The following is an 18,623-nucleotide window of genomic DNA, read 5'->3' as shown; positions in this document are numbered from 1 at the left end:
ACGCCAAACCCTTTTTTATAATTGTATGCTTTAGACTATAATAAAGCGTCTATTGCGTCTGTGTAAACTTGTTTTGGAGAAACACCAACTTGTCTGCTAACCATTTCACCATTTTTAAATACTAATACCGTTGGTATGTTACGTACACCGTATTTTGCAGCAAATTCTTGATTTGCATCTACGTCTACTTTACCAACAATAGCTTTTCCTTCGTACTCAGAACTAACTTCGTCAATAATAGGACCAACCATTCTACATGGACCACACCAAGCTGCCCAAAAATCTACAACAACTGGTTTGTCACTTTTTAAAACAACTTCGTCAAAAGTTGCGTCTGTTATTTCTAATGCCATAATTTTATTTTTTAATATTATACAAAGTTAGTCAAATAAATTCCTATTTCCTTAACAACGAGTTATACCTATTATCTATTGTTCTATTAGATATTTTTATAGAACTGTGTTAGGGTAATTCTTTGTAAGAGGTTTTAAAAATAATTGTATTTATACCGCTACGCAAATAAATTATCTAATAATTGATCTTCAACAAGGTTAGGAACAGTAACCTTTAACTCTGGTGTTCTTTTCATTTCTCTTTCTATAGCAAAAATAGCTTCCTTATTACGTGCCCAGCTTCGTCTAGATATACCGTTATTTACATCATAAAAAAGCATATTTTTTAATTTTCTAGAAGCTTCCGTAGAGCCATCTAACACCATACCAAAGCCGCCATTTATAACTTCTCCCCAGCCTACGCCGCCGCCATTGTGTATAGATACCCATGTTGCGCCTCTAAAACTATCGCCAATTACATTATGTATGGCCATATCTGCGGTAAACTTACTACCATCATAAATATTACTGGTTTCTCTAAAAGGAGAATCTGTACCACTAACATCATGATGGTCTCTACCTAAAACTATAGGAGCAGAAAGTTCTCCTGTTTTTATAGCTTGGTTAAATGCTTCTGCAATTTTTGCTCTACCTTCTGCATCTGCATATAAAATACGTGCTTGCGAGCCTACAACCAGTTTGTTTTGTTCAGCTTCTCTAATCCAAGTAATATTATCTTGCATTTGTTGCTGAATTTCTTTTGGAGCTGTTGTTTTTATTTCTTCCATTACTTGCAAAGCAATAGCGTCTGTTTTTTGTAAATCTTCAGGTTTGCCAGAAGAACATACCCAACGGAAAGGTCCAAAACCATAATCAAAACACATAGGTCCTAGAATATCTTGTACGTAAGATGGGTACTTAAAATCTATATTGTTTTCTGCCATAACATCGCCGCCTGCACGAGATGCTTCTAGTAAAAAGGCATTGCCATAATCAAAAAAGTAGGTGCCATTTGCAGTATGTTTATTAATTGCAGATACTTGTCTTTTTAAAGATTCTTGTACTTTTTGTTTAAAAGCATCTGGATTGGTACTCATTAACTCGTTAGATTCTTCAAAAGAAATGCCTACAGGGTAATAACCACCTGCCCAAGGGTTGTGCAAAGATGTTTGGTCGGATCCTAAATGAATAAAAATATTTTCATCATAAAAACGTTCCCAAACCTCTACAATATTCCCAATGTAAGCAATAGAAACAACCTCTTTATTTTGCTGTGCTTTTTTGGTTCTTATAACTAGATCATCAATAGTATCTATTAAAACATCTACCCAACCTTGTGCGTGTCTTTTTGTTGCGGCAGCTGCATTAACCTCTGCGCAAACTGTTATACAACCAGCAATGTTACCCGCTTTTGGTTGTGCGCCACTCATACCACCTAAACCAGCAGTTAAAAATATTTTTCCAGCTGAATCTTCATTTGGTTGCAATACTTTTCTAAACGCATTCATAACCGTAATTGTGGTTCCGTGCACAATACCTTGCGGGCCAATGTACATATAAGAACCAGCAGTCATTTGTCCGTATTGTGTAACACCAAGTGCATTGTATTTTTCCCAGTCGTCTGGCTTAGAATAGTTAGGAATCATCATACCATTAGTAACTACAACACGTGGAGCCTCTTTAGTCGATGGAAAAAGTCCCATTGGATGACCAGAATAGATATGCAAAGTTTGCTCGTCTGTCATTGTTGCTAAATACTGCATTGTTAGTAAGTATTGCGCCCAATTCTGAAAAACAGCTCCATTACCACCATATGTAATTAGTTCCTCTGGATGTTGTGCAACCGCAGGATCTAAGTTATTCTGAATCATCAACTGTAAGGCAGCTGCTTGTGATGTTTTAGCAGGGTATTCTGATATTGGTCTTGCGTATATTTTATAGTCTGGCTTAAACCGAAACATATAAATACGACCATAGTTTTGTAATTCACTCGCAAATTCTTCTGATAATTCTGTATGCCAAGCAACAGGAAAATAACGCAATGCATTTCTAAGCGCTAACTTTTTCTCTTCTAAAGAAAGAATGTCTTTTCTTTTTGGAGCATGATTAGCATCTAGCGCATATACTTTTTTGACAGGCAATGAAGATGGAATACCTTGAAGAATTTGAGATTTAAAATCCATTTTAATCTATTTTAATATTGAAATATTTTTAACTATCTTATTGATCTAAAAATCAATTTTAGCACCGTTTTTCCAAACCATTTCTGGTTTTAGTTGTCCTTGTTGGTATAAAATTTCTTTATAGTTTGATGTAGGAAAGGCGGTAAAATCTGCTAACAAACCACTTTTTAATACACCTCTATCTTTAAGGTTTAAAGCAGCAGCAGCTCTAAATGTAATACCAGATAAAATTTCGGCATTACTTAGTTTTTGAAAAGTTCCTAAAATTGAAGCTTGTGTAAGTAAATCTCCCATAGGAGCAGAACCCGGATTATGGTCACTGGCAATAGCAATTGCACCTCCAGCATCTAATATTTTACGAGCAGGTGTAAATGCACATCCTAAACCAATACTTGCACCAGGTAAGGCGGTAGCAATAACTGTACTCTTTGCTAATATTTCTATTTCTTCAGCGGTACTAGCTTCTAAATGATCTGCGCTTATTGCATTAAAATCTACAGCTACTTTACTACCACCAGTAGAGAACTGATCTGCGTGTACCGTAATTGTAAAACCCATTTCCTTTGCCTTTTTAAAGTAAGGCGCAATTACTTCTGCAGTAAATGCACCTTCTTCAATAAAAGCATCAATTCTAGTAGTTAAACTTTCTTCTTTTAATAGGGGGAAAAGGGAGATGCTTATTTCTTCTAAATATTCACTTGCGGTACCAGGATAATCTTTTGGGTGCATATGTGCAGCCAAACAAGTAGAGATTAAATCGGCTTTAATTCTGTTATCTACATTTTTTATAGCGCGTAACATTTTAAGTTCTTCGTAAACCGATAAACCGTAGCCACTTTTAACTTCTATAGTTGTAACGCCATTTTTTAAATGTTTATTTGCTCTTTTGGTAATACCTTCTTCTAGTTCTAAAATACTAGCTTTTCTGGTTTGTGTAACGGTATCCCAAATGCCACCACCAGCGTTAGAAATCTCTAAATAAGTTTTACCGGCATTACGCATAGCATAATCATTAGCTCTGGTGCCACCAAAACAAATATGTGTATGTGAGTCTATAAAACCAGGTAGGCATACAGAGTCGCCCTTTACTTCTTCAAGTAATGTGTCTTTTATATCTATCTGTTTTAATAAATCTTTGTACTGGCCAATAGCAATTATAATATTATTCTCTACTATAATACCACCATTTTCTATGACTAATAATTGCTCGTCTTTTACTGCTCCATTAACAGTAATTCCTGTCATTGGTAGTAATTGCGTAAAAGGGCCTATAAGTTTCTGTTTCATATTAATAGTTTTCAAATTCGTCAGCAAACGGAATTTCCATTGTAAGTTGTTCGCGTTCTTTTACTTTTTCTATAGCGTTTAAAATAGTTCTGTTTTGTATCATTTCTATTCCTGCTTCTATATCCGTAGAAAAAACACGGTCTTTATCTGCAAAAGCAACTTTTTTACGTATTTCGCTATGTACTTCTTCTAAAAATAATCCAGATTTTAGCGGTTTTCTAAATTCAAATGCCTGTGCTGCAGTTAGCATTTCTATAGCTAATATTTTTTCTACATTACCAATAACCTGTAACGCTTTACGTCCGCCAATAGAACCCATACTTACGTGGTCTTCTTGTCCTAAAGACGTTGGTATACTATCTGCGCTAGACGGAAAACAAAGTCCTTTATTTTCACTAGCCAAGGCAGCAGTAGTGTATTGTAAAATCATATAACCAGAATTAATTCCGGTTTCATTCATTAATAGTTTAGGAACTCCAGGACTATTACCTTCTAGAGCTAAGTATATTCTTCGGTCAGATATGTTACCAACTTCAGATGCTGCTAAACAGGCATAATCTAAAGCCATAGCTAATGGTTGCCCGTGAAAACTACCACCACTAATTGTTAGTTCTTCATCTATAATAATAGGGTTATCTGTAACCGAATTTAATTCAATCTCTAACAATTCTTTTAAATGTAGCCACGCATTTCTAGATGCACCGTGTACTTGTGGTATACAGCGTAAAGAATAGGGGTCTTGTACACGATCACAATTTGCATGATCTTCCATAATTTCTGACCCTTTTAGCAAACGTTTTACTTTTTTTGCAACATATAAATTACCTTTAAATGGACGTAATGCGTGTAATTCGTTATAAAAAGGTTTAATAGAACCTTGCAAACCTTCAATCATCATTGCGCCAATAATATCGGCTTGTGCAAGACAACTTTGTAGTTTTTCTACCACTTTTACTGCGTGTGCTGCAATAAACTGTGTGCCATTAATTAAGGCTAAACCTTCTTTAGGGCCTAAGTCTACACTTTCCATCTCTGTTTTTTCAAACAAAGAAGAAGTCTCCATAATATAACCATTATAGTCAACCTTACCTAAACCAATTAATGGTAAAAATAAGTGGGAAAGTGGAGCTAAATCACCAGATGCACCAACAGAACCTTGAGACGGTACAATAGGAATAGCGTTATTATCTATATGCCATAAAATACGGTCTAAAGTTGTTTCTGCAATGCCAGAATATCCTTGAGCAAGGCTATTCATTTTTAAGATAAGCATAAGTTTAGCAATCTCCTTATCTATTGGTTCTCCAACCCCAACACTATGACTTTTTAAAATATTAGATTGTAATATTTTAGTTTCTTCTTTAGATATTTTAGTAGTACATAAGGGACCAAAACCAGTGTTTATACCATAAACAGGGTCTCCTTTTTCTACTATGTTAGCAACAGTTTTACTGCTGTTTCTTATTTTTATACGAGAAAAATCTGAAATTAATCCTTTGGTTTTACCTCTAGCAATAGATAATGCAATACCTGCGGTTAAGTGATCTTCTCCAAAATTAAATGTCTTAGGTGCTTTAAGCATGGCTTATATTTTAATACTATAAATTTATTGATTAAGTTTGATAATTACCAATATCATATTTATCAATTACTAATAACTATGGGTTATCAAATAGAGCTTCGTCATTTTCATTATTTTTTAGCTGTTGCAGAAGAATTACACTTTAGAAAAGCAGCAGAACGTTTATTTATATCGCAACCCGGATTAAGTAGGCAAATAAAACAAATGGAAGAAATTTTAGAGACACAGCTTTTTATCAGAAATAAAAAAAAGGTCACTTTAACAGCTGCTGGGGTTTATTTAAAAGATGAAATAGAGTTTATTTTAAATCACTTAGAGTTAACAAAACGACATATAAAGTTGGTGAGCCAAGGTAAGTTTGGAGAGCTTAATATAGGTTTTCTAGGCTCTGCAATGCAAACCGTAATTCCAGATTTGTTATTAAAGTTGAAAGATGCTTTCCCGGAAATAAACACAAGTTTAGAAGAACTATCTAACAACGCACAGTTAAATGCAGTACTAAAAGATGGTTTAGATATTGGTTTTGTACGTATGTCAAGAGTACCAAAAGGGTTGGGGATACATCCTGTTTTTAATGATACTTTTTCTGTAGTTGTGCCGGCAAACCATAATGTAACTACAGCTAGTTTTAAAGGAATGCAGCAGTTTATAGAGGAGAATTTTATTTTGTTCTCTCAAGATTATAGTCCGCTGTATTATGATACGGTAATGAGTATTTGTGAAGATGCTGGTTTTACACCAAAGGTTTCTCATAAGTCTGTACATGCGCAAACTATTTTTACATTGGTAGAAAACAATTTGGGAGTTGCCATTGTACCTACTTCTTTGCAGCAAGGTTTTAATATGAAAGTAAAATTTATTGAACTTAAAAAAATACCACAGCGAGCAGTATTGTCTGTTATTTGGAAAGAAGATAATAGAAATCCGGTTTTAAAACATTGTATGCAGTTGTTGTTGGGTGAGGAAAAATAGATGCAAACAATTAACAAATGCTTTTAAAACGTATACTGTCTTAACTTATATATTTGTAACACTTAAAATTGAATTATGATTTTTGATATAATAAAGAAGAGGAGATCTGTATTTCCTGCACAGTATAATGATAAGCCAATAGCTAGAGAATTAATTGAAAAAGTATTGGAGGCTGGTAATTGGGCACCATCGCACAAAAAAACAGAACCTTGGCGTTTTAAAGTAATTCAGGGTGAAACCAGAGCAAAATTAGGAATGTTTTTGTCTTTAAAATATATGGAGAATGATCCTAAGCCAAAGCAGTTTAAGGTTGAAAAGCTTATAAATAACCCGAAAAAAGCAGGAGCAATAATTGCTATTTGTATGCAAAGAGATCCTAATGAGTCTGTACCAGAATGGGAAGAAGTTGCAGCAACTGCAATGGCAGTGCAAAATATGTGGCTTACGTGCACGGATTTAGGTATTGGTAGTTATTGGAGTTCTCCTGGCTTAATAAAACATATGGGAGAATTTTTTGCAATGGAAGAAGGGGAAATTTGTTTAGGTTTCTTTTATATGGGGTACACAGATGATGAGTTACAAGATGGTGAAAGAGGAGCTGTTGAAGATAAAACAACTTGGCTTTAACTATTAGAGTTCCTTAATAGTAATATACAGTTGCTGAATAACGGCACTCATTTTATTTATGTTTAATGTTTCAAGAGAATCTTTATTTGTGTGGTAATTCTTGTTGCGGTAAAAAGAGGTATTGGTGATCATAACTGCTGGGTAATTTAAATTCCAGTAGTTTAAATGATCCGAAAAATCTACGCCAGTAACAAGAGAAGAGCCTTTAAAAGATACAGTAGGTATCAGTTTCTGTTTCTTCATTAAGTTTTCAATTTTAGAACCAAAATTGCCACTTTTTTCATTTTGAACAACAGTTATAAAATTAGCACGATTGCCATAAATGGCGCTCATCTCTTTAATTGGGTAGGTTTGTGTATTGGCTTCGTCCTTATAATAACCAATCATCTCTAAGCAAATCATACCTTTTACGTTTATGCTGTTTTCCTTTAAGTAATTTGCATGCACATAACTTCCCATTTTCTCAGTTCTAAAAAAAGGAGGTTCTTCTAGAGTATAGGCAACAAAATCTATTCTATAATCAAGTTTCTCTTTAGCTAATAACCGCGCCAATTCTAATAATCCTGCAACGCCACTTGCGTTATCATCTGCACCTTCTTGATCGCCGTATACATCATAGTGGGCACCAATAATTAATCGTTCTTTATGTTCTGTGCCAATAGAGCCAAGGACATTTTTATAAGTTTCATTCTCAACCTTATATTCTTGGTAAGCTGTAGTGTCGCATACCTTAGCAAGTTCCACTTTAATGTAGCTCGCAATTGAGTTAAGTGTTTTTATATTTTTATAATTCCTGCTATTTTTTGTTTTTGTAATTTTTAACAAGTCTTTTTTAATACGTATCGTATCTATATTAGTTACAGTTTGGGTGCTACTCTTTTTTTCCACAAGAAATTAAATAAGGAAAGTAGTAGAATGGCTGATAGTATTTTTTTCATACTTATGGTTTTAATTGTAGAAAAACGGAAAAAGTTCTTCGCTAAATTCCCAAACTTTAGCAATAAACAGACCTATATATATTATAGAGAGCATAAATTTTAAAAAAGTACCAGTTAAAAAGCCAATAAAAGAACCAAATGCGGCTTTAAAAGCTGTTTTTTGGTCGGCTTTATTTATAAGTTCCCCTACAAAAGCACCTACAAAGGGCCAAACTACAATTCCAAATATACCCAATACAGGAAAAAATATAGCAACCAATAAACCAATAGTTGTACCTATCATACCAGCTTTTGTACCTCCAAATTTTTTAGTTCCAATTGCGGGAATAATATAATCCAAAGCAAAAACTACTAATGCTATTACCAATGTTATACCAAGAAAAACCCAGTCGTAGGGTATTGCTTTTGTTAAGTATAGCACTAGTAAACCTAGCCAACTTATTGGTGGCCCAGGTAAAACAGGTAAAAAACTACCAATAATACCAGTTAACATTAGAATAATACCTAGTACTAAAAGTGCTATATCCATTATTTAATTTACTTGTTTGACGAATATAGTGACAATTTGTTACAAATTTTTCACCTAAAATATTAGTTTAAACTAAAATATTAGTTATATTAGCGGAAGAATATCAGATAAATAGTACTAAATTAATATTCACCGTATTCTAGAATTTACATAAATTAAAAAAGAATGAAGCAGTTAACTAAGGCAGAAGAAGAGATTATGCAGGTGCTATGGCAGTTAGAAAAAACGAGCGTAGCAGATGTAATAGAGGAGTTGCCAACACCAAAGCCAGCATACAATACAGTATCTACTATTGTACGTATTTTAGAAAATAAGGGCTTTGTTGGTCACGAAAAATTAGGAAGAGGCTATTTGTATTTTCCGTTGATAAAAAAGGCCGATTATAGCAATCAGTCTATTAATAAATTAATGGAGGGTTATTTTCAAGGTTCATTTAAAAGTATGGTATCGTTTTTTATGAAAAAGAACGATATGAGTTTATCTGAATTGGAATCTATTTTAGAAGATATTAAAGAAGACGATAAAAAATAATAGTTATGGTACAGTATATAGTTTTATTGGTAACATTTCAGTTGTTGTTTTTAGCAATTTATGATTTGTTTTTAAAAAAGGAGACTTTTTTTCAGAGCAACCGGGTGTATTTAATAGGTACGTTTTTAGTGTCTTTATTTTTACCTTTTGTAAAGTTGCCAGTATTTAAAACTGTAGTGTCACAACAATATGCAGCCATTGTTTTAGATGAAATTGTAGTAACAGCAAATTCATCACAAGCTGCAGCAGAGAGCAGTTTTCCTTGGCTTAAAGTGGTATTTGTAATTGGAGCAGTAATATCATTCGCTTTATTTGTTTATAAAATTTATCAAATTATAAAATTGAAGCAATCGGGAGAAAAGCAAAAATTCATAGACTATATAAAAGTTACAATCCCTAAAAGCAATAATGCCTTTTCATTTTACAATACCGTTTTTATGGGCGATGCGGTTACAAAAGAAAATGAAGAAGGAATTTTAGAGCACGAGTTAGTACATGTGAAGCAAAAACACACGTTAGATTTATTATTTTTTGAGGTAATGCGCATCGCTCTTTGGTTTAATCCGCTAGTGTATGTCTACCAAAACAGAATAGCAGAAGTACACGAGTTTATAGCCGACTCTAAAGTGAAAAAAACGAGTAAAAAAGAACAGTATGAGTTGCTGCTGTCTCAAATTTTTGAGACAAAAAACATCTCATTTATCAACCATTTTTATAAATCATCATTAATTAAAAAACGAATAGTTATGTTACAAAAATCAAAATCGGGCAAAGTTTTAAAGTTAAAATATTTAGCATTGGTGCCACTAGTTGCAGGTATGTTATTCTATACCTCTTGTGAAACAGAAAACAATGCTGAAATAGATGCAGTAGAAGCAAAAAGTAGTGTTGATGAGGTAGAGGCATTAGATGAGATTGTTATTGTAGGTTATGCTGCAGATCCAAGTACAATACAAACAAATTCTGATGTTAAGCTAATTAAGTATTCAAGCAATGAAGAAGCAAATAATTCTAGTGTTTTTGATGAAGAAGAAGGTGATTTAGTGCCTTTTTCAACAATAGGTACACCACCAGCTTTTCCTGGTAATGAAAATGCAGAAAACCCTAGAGAAAATTTTAATAAGTCGTTAAATGAGCACATTAGAAAAAACTTTAATTACCCAGAAGAAGCTCAAGAAAAAGGCATACAAGGTAGGGTAAGTATTAGCTTTATTATAGAAGAGGATGGCTCTGTAAAAAACTTGCAAATGCGTGGTCCAGATAAACTTTTGGTAAATGAAGCTGCACGTATTATTAGCAGACTGCCTAAGTTATCTCCAGGAATGGAAAATGGTAAGGCAGTTAAAGTTCCTTTTTCATTGCCAATAACCTTTAGATTAAAGTAATAAAAATTTAAATAAAGATGGTACAGTATATAGTTTTAGTAATCACATTTCAGTTATTGTTTTTAGCAATTTATGATTTGTTTTTAAAGAAAGAGACTTTTTTCCAAAGCAACCGAGTGTATTTAATAGCTACGTTTTTAGTGTCTTTATTTTTACCCTTTGTAAAATTGCCTGTATTTAAAACTGTAGTATCACAACAATATGCAGCCATTGTTTTAGATGAAATTGTATTAACAGCAAATTCATCACAAGCAGCAACAGTTAACAGTTTTCCTTGGCTTAAAGTGTTATTTGTAATTGGAGCAGTAATATCATTTGCTTTGTTTGTTTATAAAACGTATCAGATTATAAAATTGAAGCAAGCAGGAGAAAAGCAAAAATTTACAGACTATATAAAAGTTACAATACCTAAAAGCAATAATGCTTTTTCATTTTACAATACTGTTTTTATGGGCGATGCGGTTACAAAAGAAAATGAAGAAGGCATTTTAGAGCATGAGTTAGTACATGTGAAGCAAAAACACACTTTAGATTTATTATTTTTTGAGGTAATGCGCATCGCCCTTTGGTTTAATCCACTAGTGTATATCTATCAAAACAGAATAGCAGAAGTACACGAATTTATAGCCGACTCTAAAGTAAAAAAAACGAGTAAAAAAGAACAGTACGAGTTGCTGCTGTCTCAAATTTTTGAGACAAAAAACATCTCATTCATCAACCACTTTTATAAATCATCATTAATTAAAAAACGAATAGTTATGTTACAAAAATCAAAATCGGGTAAAGTTTTAAAACTAAAATATTTATCATTAGTACCATTAGTTGCAGGTATGTTATTCTATACCTCTTGTGAAACAGAAAACAATGCAGAAATAGATGCAGTAGAAGCAAAAAGTAGTGTAAAAGTTGAAGAATTAAAAGAAACAACAATAGTTGCTTTAGCAGATCCTGACAAATTAGCTTTAATTTCTGAACAAGATATTATAGAGGATTCAAAAGATAAGTTTGACTATAGTAAATATAGCTCTAAGGATTTGGTAGCTTTTTCGGCTTTAGAAGTGAGTCCTACTTTTCCAGGGGACGAAAATGCTGAAAAAGGAAAACAAAGTTTTGATAAAGCTATAAATAAACACATAAGAAGGTGTTTTATGTATCCAGAAGATGCACAAAAAAGAAATGTTCAAGGAAAAATAAACGTAGGGTTTGTGATACAGGAAAATGGTTCTATTACAAATTTGGAAGCCTTTGGAGATGATGAGTCTCTAAAAGCAGAGGCAGTCAGAATTATTAGTAAATTACCTAAAATGAATCCTGGTATAAAAAACGGTAAGCCTGTTAAAGTTCCATTTGTTGTTCCAATTACATTTAAGCTACAGTAATAAAATATAAAAACGATGGTGCAGTACGTAATAGAAAGTCTTGCTTTTCAGTTAGTTTTCATAATTATTTATGATGTGTTTTTAAGAAGAGAAACCTTTTTTCAATGGAACAGATTGTATTTGTTGGGTACGTGTGTGCTATCGTTTTTAATGCCACTAATAGCTTTAGATATATTTAAAAGTAAGGTACCAGATGCAGTTGCCGTTTACACACCATTTATGTTTTCTAATTACGATTTAGAAACAAATGCAGCTCTTTTAAATAATACCAATGTAGCACAACAATTAACAATGCCTTGGTATGGTATTATCTTTAGTATTGGGGTGGTGGTAGCACTTTTTTTATTTTTATTTAAAATACGCCAGCTGCATAAATTACGTAAAAGAGGAGAAAAAACAGTTTATACAGATTTTACTGAGGTTGTTTTAAAGCAAAGTAACAGTGCTTTTTCGTTCTTTAAAACTATTTTTTTGGGTGATAAAATAAAAACTAAAGAGTATGCTAATATTATTGAGCATGAGTTAGTACATATTAGACAAAAACACACAGTAGATTTATTGTTTTTTGAGGTATTACGTATTGCTCTTTGGTTTAATCCTCTGGTTTATATTTATCAAAGTAGAATATCAGAAGTACATGAGTTTATTGCAGACGCAAAAGTAGCTAAGACTCATAGAAAAGAACAGTATGAGTTATTATTGTCTCAAGTTTTTCAAACAGAAAATATCTCATTTATAAATCACTTTTTTTCATCATCATTAATTAAAAAACGAATTAAAATGTTACAAAAAAATCAATCTAAAAAAATATGGGCAAGTAAGTATTTGTTATTGTTGCCAACTATAGTATGTATTCTTTTTTATACATCTTCTAAAGGGCAAGAAAAAGATACAAATACAGAAAGCGATATTCAAGAAGTAAAAGAAACTCCAGTTAAACAGGATGTAATAGTAGAAGTTCCTTTTTCTGTAATAGATGAGGTTCCTGTTTTTCCAGGTTGTGAAAATGCTACAGATAAAAGAGCTTGTTTTAATGATAAAATAAATGAACATATTAGAAAACATTTTAGTTATCCAGAATCTGCACAAAAAGAAGGAGTACAAGGTAGAGTTTCTGTGCGTTTTGTTATGATGGAGGACGGTAGCATTGGTAAAATTCAGATGCGTGGACCAGATGTTAGATTGGAAGAAGTTGCGTTGAATATTATAAAAAAATTACCAAATGTTACGCCAGGTAAGCAAAGAGGGCAAAATGTAAGAGTTCCTTTTTCATTGCCAATTTCATTTAGGTTAACGCCAGAGAGTGATAAAGAAAAATTAACTAACGATGTAAAAACAGCATTGTTGCGTAAAGAACAAGAAGAAAAAGATAGGTTGTATAAAGACGCAAAAGAAGTTCCTTTTTCTGTAATAGATGAGGTTCCTGTTTTTCCAGGTTGTGAAAATGCTACAGATAAAAAAGCTTGTTTTAATGATAAAATAAATGAACATATTAGAAAACATTTTAGTTATCCAGAATCTGCACAAAAAGAAGGAGTACAAGGTAGAGTTTCTGTGCGTTTTGTTATGATGGAGGACGGTAGCATTGGTAAAATTCAGATGCGTGGACCAGATGTTAGATTGGAAGAAGTTGCGTTGAATATTATAAAAAAATTACCAAATGTTACACCAGGTAAGCAAAGAGGAAAAGCCGTGAAAGTTCCTTTTTCATTGCCAATTACATTTAAGCTGCAGAAAAAAAATGACTAAAAGTTTTTATGCAATACAATTAATTGTTCTGTTTTTAACTTTAAAAGCTGGGGCGCAATCCTCGGCTTTTAAAATTGCAGAGGTAATTAAAGCAAAAATCAGAGTCTAAAGACTCTAGTAGTCAGTATTTTGTAGTGTTTGCAGAAAAACGAATTTCAGAATTAAAGAGTGAGATTTTTGCGAAAGGCGGATAAATTTTAGTAGATAATTGTCAATTTCTTCAATCTAAGACAAATTTAAAATCACAATCTGCTTTTATTATTTTAGAATATTGTTTTTTATATGTACATTCATCTGTTAGAAAAAAACAAAGTTCATTTTGAAAAAAGTTATCACCCTTAAACACATAGCAAGAGAGTTAGAAGTGTCTATATCTACTGTTTCTAAAGCACTTAAAAATAGTGAAGAAATAAGCAGAGATACCAAAGAGCGTATACAAGCTTATGCAAAACTTTACAACTACAGACCAAACAATATTGCAATTAGCTTAAAAAATAAGCGAACAAAAAATATAGGGGTAATTATACCAGATATTGTACATCATTTTTTTACAACTGTAGTACGTGGTATAGAGAGTTATGCCAATTCTAAAGGGTATAATGTTATTGTTTGCCTTTCTGATGAGTCTTTTGACAAAGAAGTTATAAATATGGAAATGCTTGCCAATGGTAGTATAGATGGTTTTATAATGTCTTTGTCTGTAGAAACACAATTAAAAAATGACTACAATCACCTTAAAGAAATTACAGACCAAGGTATTCCTTTGGTAATGTTTGATAGGGTTACTGATGAAATTGAATGCGATAAAGTAATTATAAATGATAGAGAAGGTGCTTATTTAGCAGTTAAAAAATTAATAGCAAACGGACGTAAAAAAATAGCATTAATTACCACAGATAATTATTTAAGTATTGGTAAACAGCGTACAGAAGGATATTGTGATGCTTTGCGTGACCATGGTTTAGAGGTAAATGAAAACCTAATTTTAAGCTTGCCACAAATGAAAATGGATGAGCAAGCCATTAGCGATTTTTATGACAGAGAAGAGGTAGATGCTGTTTTATGTGTACATGAGTTATTTGCAATGTATAGTATGCGTGTAGCACTTAAAAGAGGATTAAAAGTGCCAGAAGATATAGAGTTTATTGGCTTTACAGATGGTAATTTGTCTAAATACGCTTATCCAAGTTTAACTGCAATTGCACAACATGGAGAGCAAATGGGAGAAATGGCTTCTAAAATGCTAATAGAAAAAATTGAAAGCGAAAAAGAAGAAGAAACCTATGTTACAGAGGTGTTGCAATCTACACTAGTAGAACGTGAGTCCACTAAAAATTAAGAATTAAAAATAGAAGAAAAAGGACTAAAGCTAAGTTTTAGTCCTTTTTTTATGCAGTTTTTTTACAATTTTACTTTGTGTATTTTTACTGTAAATACTAGTTTGTATGACTAAAAAATTACTTGTTATTGGCCATAGAGGAGCAATGGGTCATGAGACCGAAAATACTTTGGCATCTATTAAAAAAGCCTTAGAATTAAAGGTTGATATGATAGAAATTGATGTTTTTAAAATTAAAAGCGGAGAAATTATTGTGTTTCATGATGATGAGGTAAATAGACTAACAAATGGCACCGGTAATGTTGAAGATTATACATGGCAACAACTACAAGAGCTTACCCTTGTAGGCAACCATAAAATACCATTACTAACAACTGTTTTAGACACTATTAATGCTAAAGTTCCTGTAAATATTGAGCTAAAAGGTGCTGGCACAGCAAAAGATGTAAACACAATACTAGAGGATTATATCAATACAAAAAACTGGAAATTAGAGCAGTTTTTTATTTCTAGCTTTAATTGGGATGAGCTAATAGCAATGAGAACAATTAATAGCAAAATAGCTATTGGTGTGTTAACAGAAGAAGATCCGTTACAAGCAATACCTATGGCAAAACAATTGGGAGCACTAAGTATAAACCCAGATGAAAAAGATATTACAGCAGCTGTTGTAACTACTATAAAAGGAGAAGGTTTTAAACTGTATACGTACACTGTTAATGCCCCAGAAAATATAATAAAAATGAAAAATTTACTTGTAGATGGTATATTTACAAATTATCCAGAACGTATATATTAATGTTTGATGTTATTATAATTGGCGGAGGCGCCGCAGGTTTTTTTACAGCTATACAAATTGCAGAACAAAATAGTAGTTTAAAAGTTGCTATTTTAGAACGTGGTAAAACAGTTTTAGCTAAAGTAAAAGTTTCTGGTGGTGGTAGGTGTAATGTTACGCATGCCGAGTTTAATCCGGCAGACTTGGTGCTTAATTACCCACGAGGAGAAAAAGAACTACTAGGACCTTTTCATAGTTTTTGCACAGGAGATACTATGGCCTTTTTTGAAGAAAGAGGTGTGCCATTAAAAATAGAAGAAGACGGTCGTATTTTTCCACAAAGCGACTCGTCACAAAGTATAATAGACTGTTTTATTAATGAAACAGAACGTTTGGGCATTAAGGTAATGAAACTTTGTCCGGTTTCTAATATTGCTTATGCAGATAAAAACAAGCCAGAATTGGGTTTTTTTGTAACTACTCCTAAAAAAGAGTTTCAGGCAAAAAAAGTAGTTGTAGCAACAGGTAGTAATCCTAAAATATGGAATTTACTAGAAGGGTTAGGACACAAAATTGTACCACCAGTACCATCGCTTTTTACATTTAATATAAAAGATAGTCGTATTACAGGCATTCCGGGCGTGAGTACTACAGCAAGAGTAACTGTTTTTGATTCTAGAAAAGGAAAAACAAAAGTATCTAGCAAAATAAAAACAACGGTTAGTAAAAAACCGCTGTTAGAGGCAGAAGGTCCTTTGTTAATTACACATTGGGGAATGAGCGGACCAGCAATTTTAAAACTATCTGCTTGGGGAGCAACGCTATTGCACGCAAAAAATTACCAGTTTGTAGTACAAGTAAATTGGTTGCCAGATATGGTTCCGGGTGCAGTTTTAGAGTATCTAAACTCGGTTAAAGAAACAGATCCTAAAAAAACAATTTTGCGTACAAAAATATTAGATATTCCTAGGCGTTTGTGGGTAAACTTGGTAAAAGCATCAGACATAGACGAAACTGTAAAATGGGCTACAGCTACCAAAATACAGTTACAGAATTTAGCAGATCAGTTAACAGAAAGCGAGTTTTCTGTAAACGGAAAAAGCACCTTTAAAGAGGAATTTGTAACCGCTGGCGGTATAGATTTAAAAGAGGTAAACTTTAAAACATATGAAAGTAAAGTAGCAAAAAACCTGTATTTTGCTGGGGAAGTTATAAATGTAGATGCCATAACTGGAGGTTTTAATTTTCAGAACGCGTGGACAGGTGGTTTTATAGCAGCACAAGCAATTTCTAAATTATGATAACTTATATAGCGCTTTTAAGAGGTATAAACGTTAGTGGTAAAAATAAAATTTTAATGGCAGATTTAAAGCAAATGCTATTACAATTAGGACTCTCTAATATTACAACCTACATACAAAGTGGTAATGTTGTTTTTACTTCTGATGAGGTTGATGCAACTGTTTTATCAGAAAAAATACAAACCCAAATTTTAAACACTTTTAAGTTAGATGTTCCTGTTTTAGTGATAGCATCATCAACCTTACAAACAATTTTTAAGAACAATCCGTTTTTGGCTGAAGAAGAAAAAGAAATTTACTTTGTGTTGTTGGCAACTACGCCAAGCGCAACGTTGGTATCAGAAATAAACAAAGGAACATATGCTACAGAAAAGTTTACAATTACAGACTATTGTGTGTATTTGCATTGCTTAAACGGTTTTGGTAAGGCAAAATGTAACAATAACTTTTTTGAGCGTAAACTAAAAGTGCAAGCCACAACCAGAAACTACAAAACAATGGCTAAGCTTATAAGTTTATGTGAGGCTTTAGAAGCTTAAAATATATTTTTATATTGCCATATAACCCAAATCTACTGGGAATTTTCTTTTTATATTTGCTAAAATTTTAAAATATGACCCAAGAGGAGTTTGTGCCTAAAGCGTATACAAATGCAGCTTTAGAAGGAACCGTAAAATGGAAATCGCCCAGTAATATTGCTTTGGTAAAATATTGGGGTAAAAAAGATAATCAAATTCCTGCAAACCCATCTATTAGTTTTACTTTAGATGCCTGTGCAACAACAACCTCTGTTACGTATAAAAAGTTAGATAGTAAGGCTGATAATTTTTCATTCGATTTATTTTTTGAAGGAAAACCTAAAGAAGATTTTAAACCAAAAATTGAAACTTTTTTAACTAGAATTGAAGCTTATCTTCCGTTTTTAAAGGAGTATCATTTTAAGATAGAAACATCAAACTCTTTTCCGCACAGTAGTGGTATAGCGTCATCTGCTAGTGGTATGTCTGCTTTGGCGTTGTGTTTTATGAGTTTAGAGAAAAAACTAAATCCGTCTATAACAACAGCATTTTTTAATAATAAAGCATCATTTTTAGCACGTTTGGGCTCTGGTAGTGCTTGCCGTAGTATAGAAGGTCCGTTGGTACAATGGGGAAACCACGCAAATACAAAGGGCAGTACAGATTTGTTTGGTATAAAATACCCAAACGAGGTACACTCTGTTTTTAAAAATTACCACGATACGATACTGTTGGTAGACAAAGGACAAAAGCAAGTAAGTAGTACAGTTGGTCATAATTTAATGCACAACCACCCATTTGCTAAAGAGCGTTTTGCACAAGCGCACACAAATTTAGACGATTTACAAACTGTTTTTAAAGAAGGTAATTTAAAAAGATTTATAGAAATTGTAGAGAGTGAGGCGTTAACCCTGCACGCTATGATGATGACAAGTATGCCGTATTTTATTTTAATGAAACCCAATACTTTGCAGATTATCAATAAGATATGGGAATTTAGAGCAATAAATAAGTCAAATATTTGTTTTACCTTAGATGCTGGTGCCAATGTACATGTTTTGTACCCAGAGAGCGAGAAAGAGCAAGTATACCAGTTTATTAAAGATGAGCTTGTTGCATATTGCGAAAACGAGCAGTATCTTTGTGATAGAATTGGTTTAGGCGCTAAACAATTGTAAATTAGTAATTAGATA

17 protein-coding genes are annotated in these 18,623 nt (G+C 32.8%); 11 read left to right on the top strand and 6 right to left on the bottom strand.

Annotated features, from left to right (window positions below; all coding sequences use genetic code 11):
- Positions 1 to 35 precede the first annotated feature (35 nt).
- From trxA to hutH, 4 genes are all read right to left on the bottom strand, one after another.
- Positions 36 to 353 (bottom strand): thioredoxin, encoded by a 318-nt coding sequence (trxA, locus tag Q4487_RS12280; protein WP_072304266.1) that lies wholly within the window; start codon positions 351 to 353, stop codon positions 36 to 38.
- Between the two features lie 158 nt (positions 354 to 511).
- The gene (locus Q4487_RS12275) at positions 512 to 2,515 is read right to left on the bottom strand and encodes a urocanate hydratase (protein ID WP_303542991.1); all 2,004 of its coding nucleotides are present in this window, start codon (positions 2,513 to 2,515) and stop codon (positions 512 to 514) included.
- 45 nt (positions 2,516 to 2,560) lie between these two features.
- Positions 2,561 to 3,802 (bottom strand): imidazolonepropionase, encoded by a 1,242-nt coding sequence (gene hutI, locus Q4487_RS12270; protein WP_303542993.1) that lies wholly within the window; start codon positions 3,800 to 3,802, stop codon positions 2,561 to 2,563.
- A 1-nt stretch (position 3,803) separates the two neighbouring features.
- Positions 3,804 to 5,384, bottom strand: a complete 1,581-nt coding sequence (hutH, locus tag Q4487_RS12265) for a histidine ammonia-lyase (RefSeq protein ID WP_072304263.1) — start codon at positions 5,382 to 5,384, stop codon at positions 3,804 to 3,806.
- A gap of 78 nt (positions 5,385 to 5,462) precedes the next feature.
- Between hutH and Q4487_RS12260 the strand changes: the two genes are divergently transcribed.
- Positions 5,463 to 6,356, top strand: a complete 894-nt coding sequence (locus Q4487_RS12260; RefSeq protein WP_303542996.1) for a LysR family transcriptional regulator — start codon at positions 5,463 to 5,465, stop codon at positions 6,354 to 6,356.
- Positions 6,357 to 6,431: 75 nt separating this feature from the next.
- Positions 6,432 to 6,983, top strand: a complete 552-nt coding sequence (locus tag Q4487_RS12255) for a nitroreductase (RefSeq protein WP_303542999.1) — start codon at positions 6,432 to 6,434, stop codon at positions 6,981 to 6,983.
- 3 nt (positions 6,984 to 6,986) lie between these two features.
- On the opposite strand, the gene Q4487_RS12250 is transcribed toward Q4487_RS12255, so the two are convergent.
- Together Q4487_RS12250 and Q4487_RS12245 are read right to left on the bottom strand one after the other, a co-directional pair.
- Complete coding sequence (locus Q4487_RS12250; protein ID WP_303571889.1) at positions 6,987 to 7,871, bottom strand: M28 family peptidase; 885 nt, start codon at positions 7,869 to 7,871, stop codon at positions 6,987 to 6,989.
- Between the two features lie 60 nt (positions 7,872 to 7,931).
- The gene (locus tag Q4487_RS12245) at positions 7,932 to 8,450 is read right to left on the bottom strand and encodes a DUF456 domain-containing protein (protein WP_072304260.1); all 519 of its coding nucleotides are present in this window, start codon (positions 8,448 to 8,450) and stop codon (positions 7,932 to 7,934) included.
- A 165-nt stretch (positions 8,451 to 8,615) separates the two neighbouring features.
- Between Q4487_RS12245 and Q4487_RS12240 the strand changes: the two genes are divergently transcribed.
- The 9 genes from Q4487_RS12240 (at position 8,616) to mvaD (ending at position 18,608) form a co-directional block, all read left to right on the top strand.
- Positions 8,616 to 8,981 carry a BlaI/MecI/CopY family transcriptional regulator gene (locus tag Q4487_RS12240; protein ID WP_303543004.1) on the top strand — a complete coding sequence of 122 codons (366 nt, stop codon included), beginning with the start codon at positions 8,616 to 8,618 and terminating at the stop codon, positions 8,979 to 8,981.
- A gap of 5 nt (positions 8,982 to 8,986) precedes the next feature.
- Positions 8,987 to 10,366, top strand: coding sequence for a M56 family metallopeptidase (locus Q4487_RS12235; protein WP_303543005.1), 1,380 nt, complete (start codon positions 8,987 to 8,989; stop codon positions 10,364 to 10,366).
- A 17-nt stretch (positions 10,367 to 10,383) separates the two neighbouring features.
- Positions 10,384 to 11,745 (top strand): M56 family metallopeptidase, encoded by a 1,362-nt coding sequence (locus Q4487_RS12230; RefSeq protein ID WP_303543007.1) that lies wholly within the window; start codon positions 10,384 to 10,386, stop codon positions 11,743 to 11,745.
- Positions 11,746 to 11,760: 15 nt separating this feature from the next.
- The gene (locus Q4487_RS12225) at positions 11,761 to 13,494 is read left to right on the top strand and encodes a M56 family metallopeptidase (protein WP_303543009.1); all 1,734 of its coding nucleotides are present in this window, start codon (positions 11,761 to 11,763) and stop codon (positions 13,492 to 13,494) included.
- 319 nt (positions 13,495 to 13,813) lie between these two features.
- Entirely contained in the window at positions 13,814 to 14,833 is a 1,020-nt protein-coding gene (locus Q4487_RS12220) for a LacI family DNA-binding transcriptional regulator (RefSeq protein WP_100894857.1), read from the top strand.
- 106 nt (positions 14,834 to 14,939) lie between these two features.
- Positions 14,940 to 15,632, top strand: a complete 693-nt coding sequence (locus tag Q4487_RS12215) for a glycerophosphodiester phosphodiesterase family protein (protein ID WP_303543011.1) — start codon at positions 14,940 to 14,942, stop codon at positions 15,630 to 15,632.
- Entirely contained in the window at positions 15,632 to 16,912 is a 1,281-nt protein-coding gene (locus Q4487_RS12210; protein ID WP_303543014.1) for an NAD(P)/FAD-dependent oxidoreductase, read from the top strand. Before Q4487_RS12215 ends, Q4487_RS12210 begins: the two co-directional genes overlap by 1 nt.
- Positions 16,909 to 17,451, top strand: coding sequence for a DUF1697 domain-containing protein (locus tag Q4487_RS12205; protein ID WP_303543016.1), 543 nt, complete (start codon positions 16,909 to 16,911; stop codon positions 17,449 to 17,451). Before Q4487_RS12210 ends, Q4487_RS12205 begins: the two co-directional genes overlap by 4 nt.
- Positions 17,452 to 17,525: 74 nt before the next feature.
- Positions 17,526 to 18,608: a diphosphomevalonate decarboxylase gene (gene mvaD / locus Q4487_RS12200; RefSeq protein ID WP_303543018.1), complete on the top strand. Its 1,083-nt coding sequence runs from the start codon at positions 17,526 to 17,528 to the stop codon at positions 18,606 to 18,608.
- The last annotated feature ends 15 nt before the right edge of the window (positions 18,609 to 18,623 follow it).

The organism is Cellulophaga sp. 3_MG-2023, from assembly GCF_030546975.1.
Lineage (GTDB): Bacteria > Bacteroidota > Bacteroidia > Flavobacteriales > Flavobacteriaceae > Cellulophaga.
Note: the sequence above shows the minus strand (reverse complement) of the source record. Positions and strands in the feature narration are given on the sequence as shown.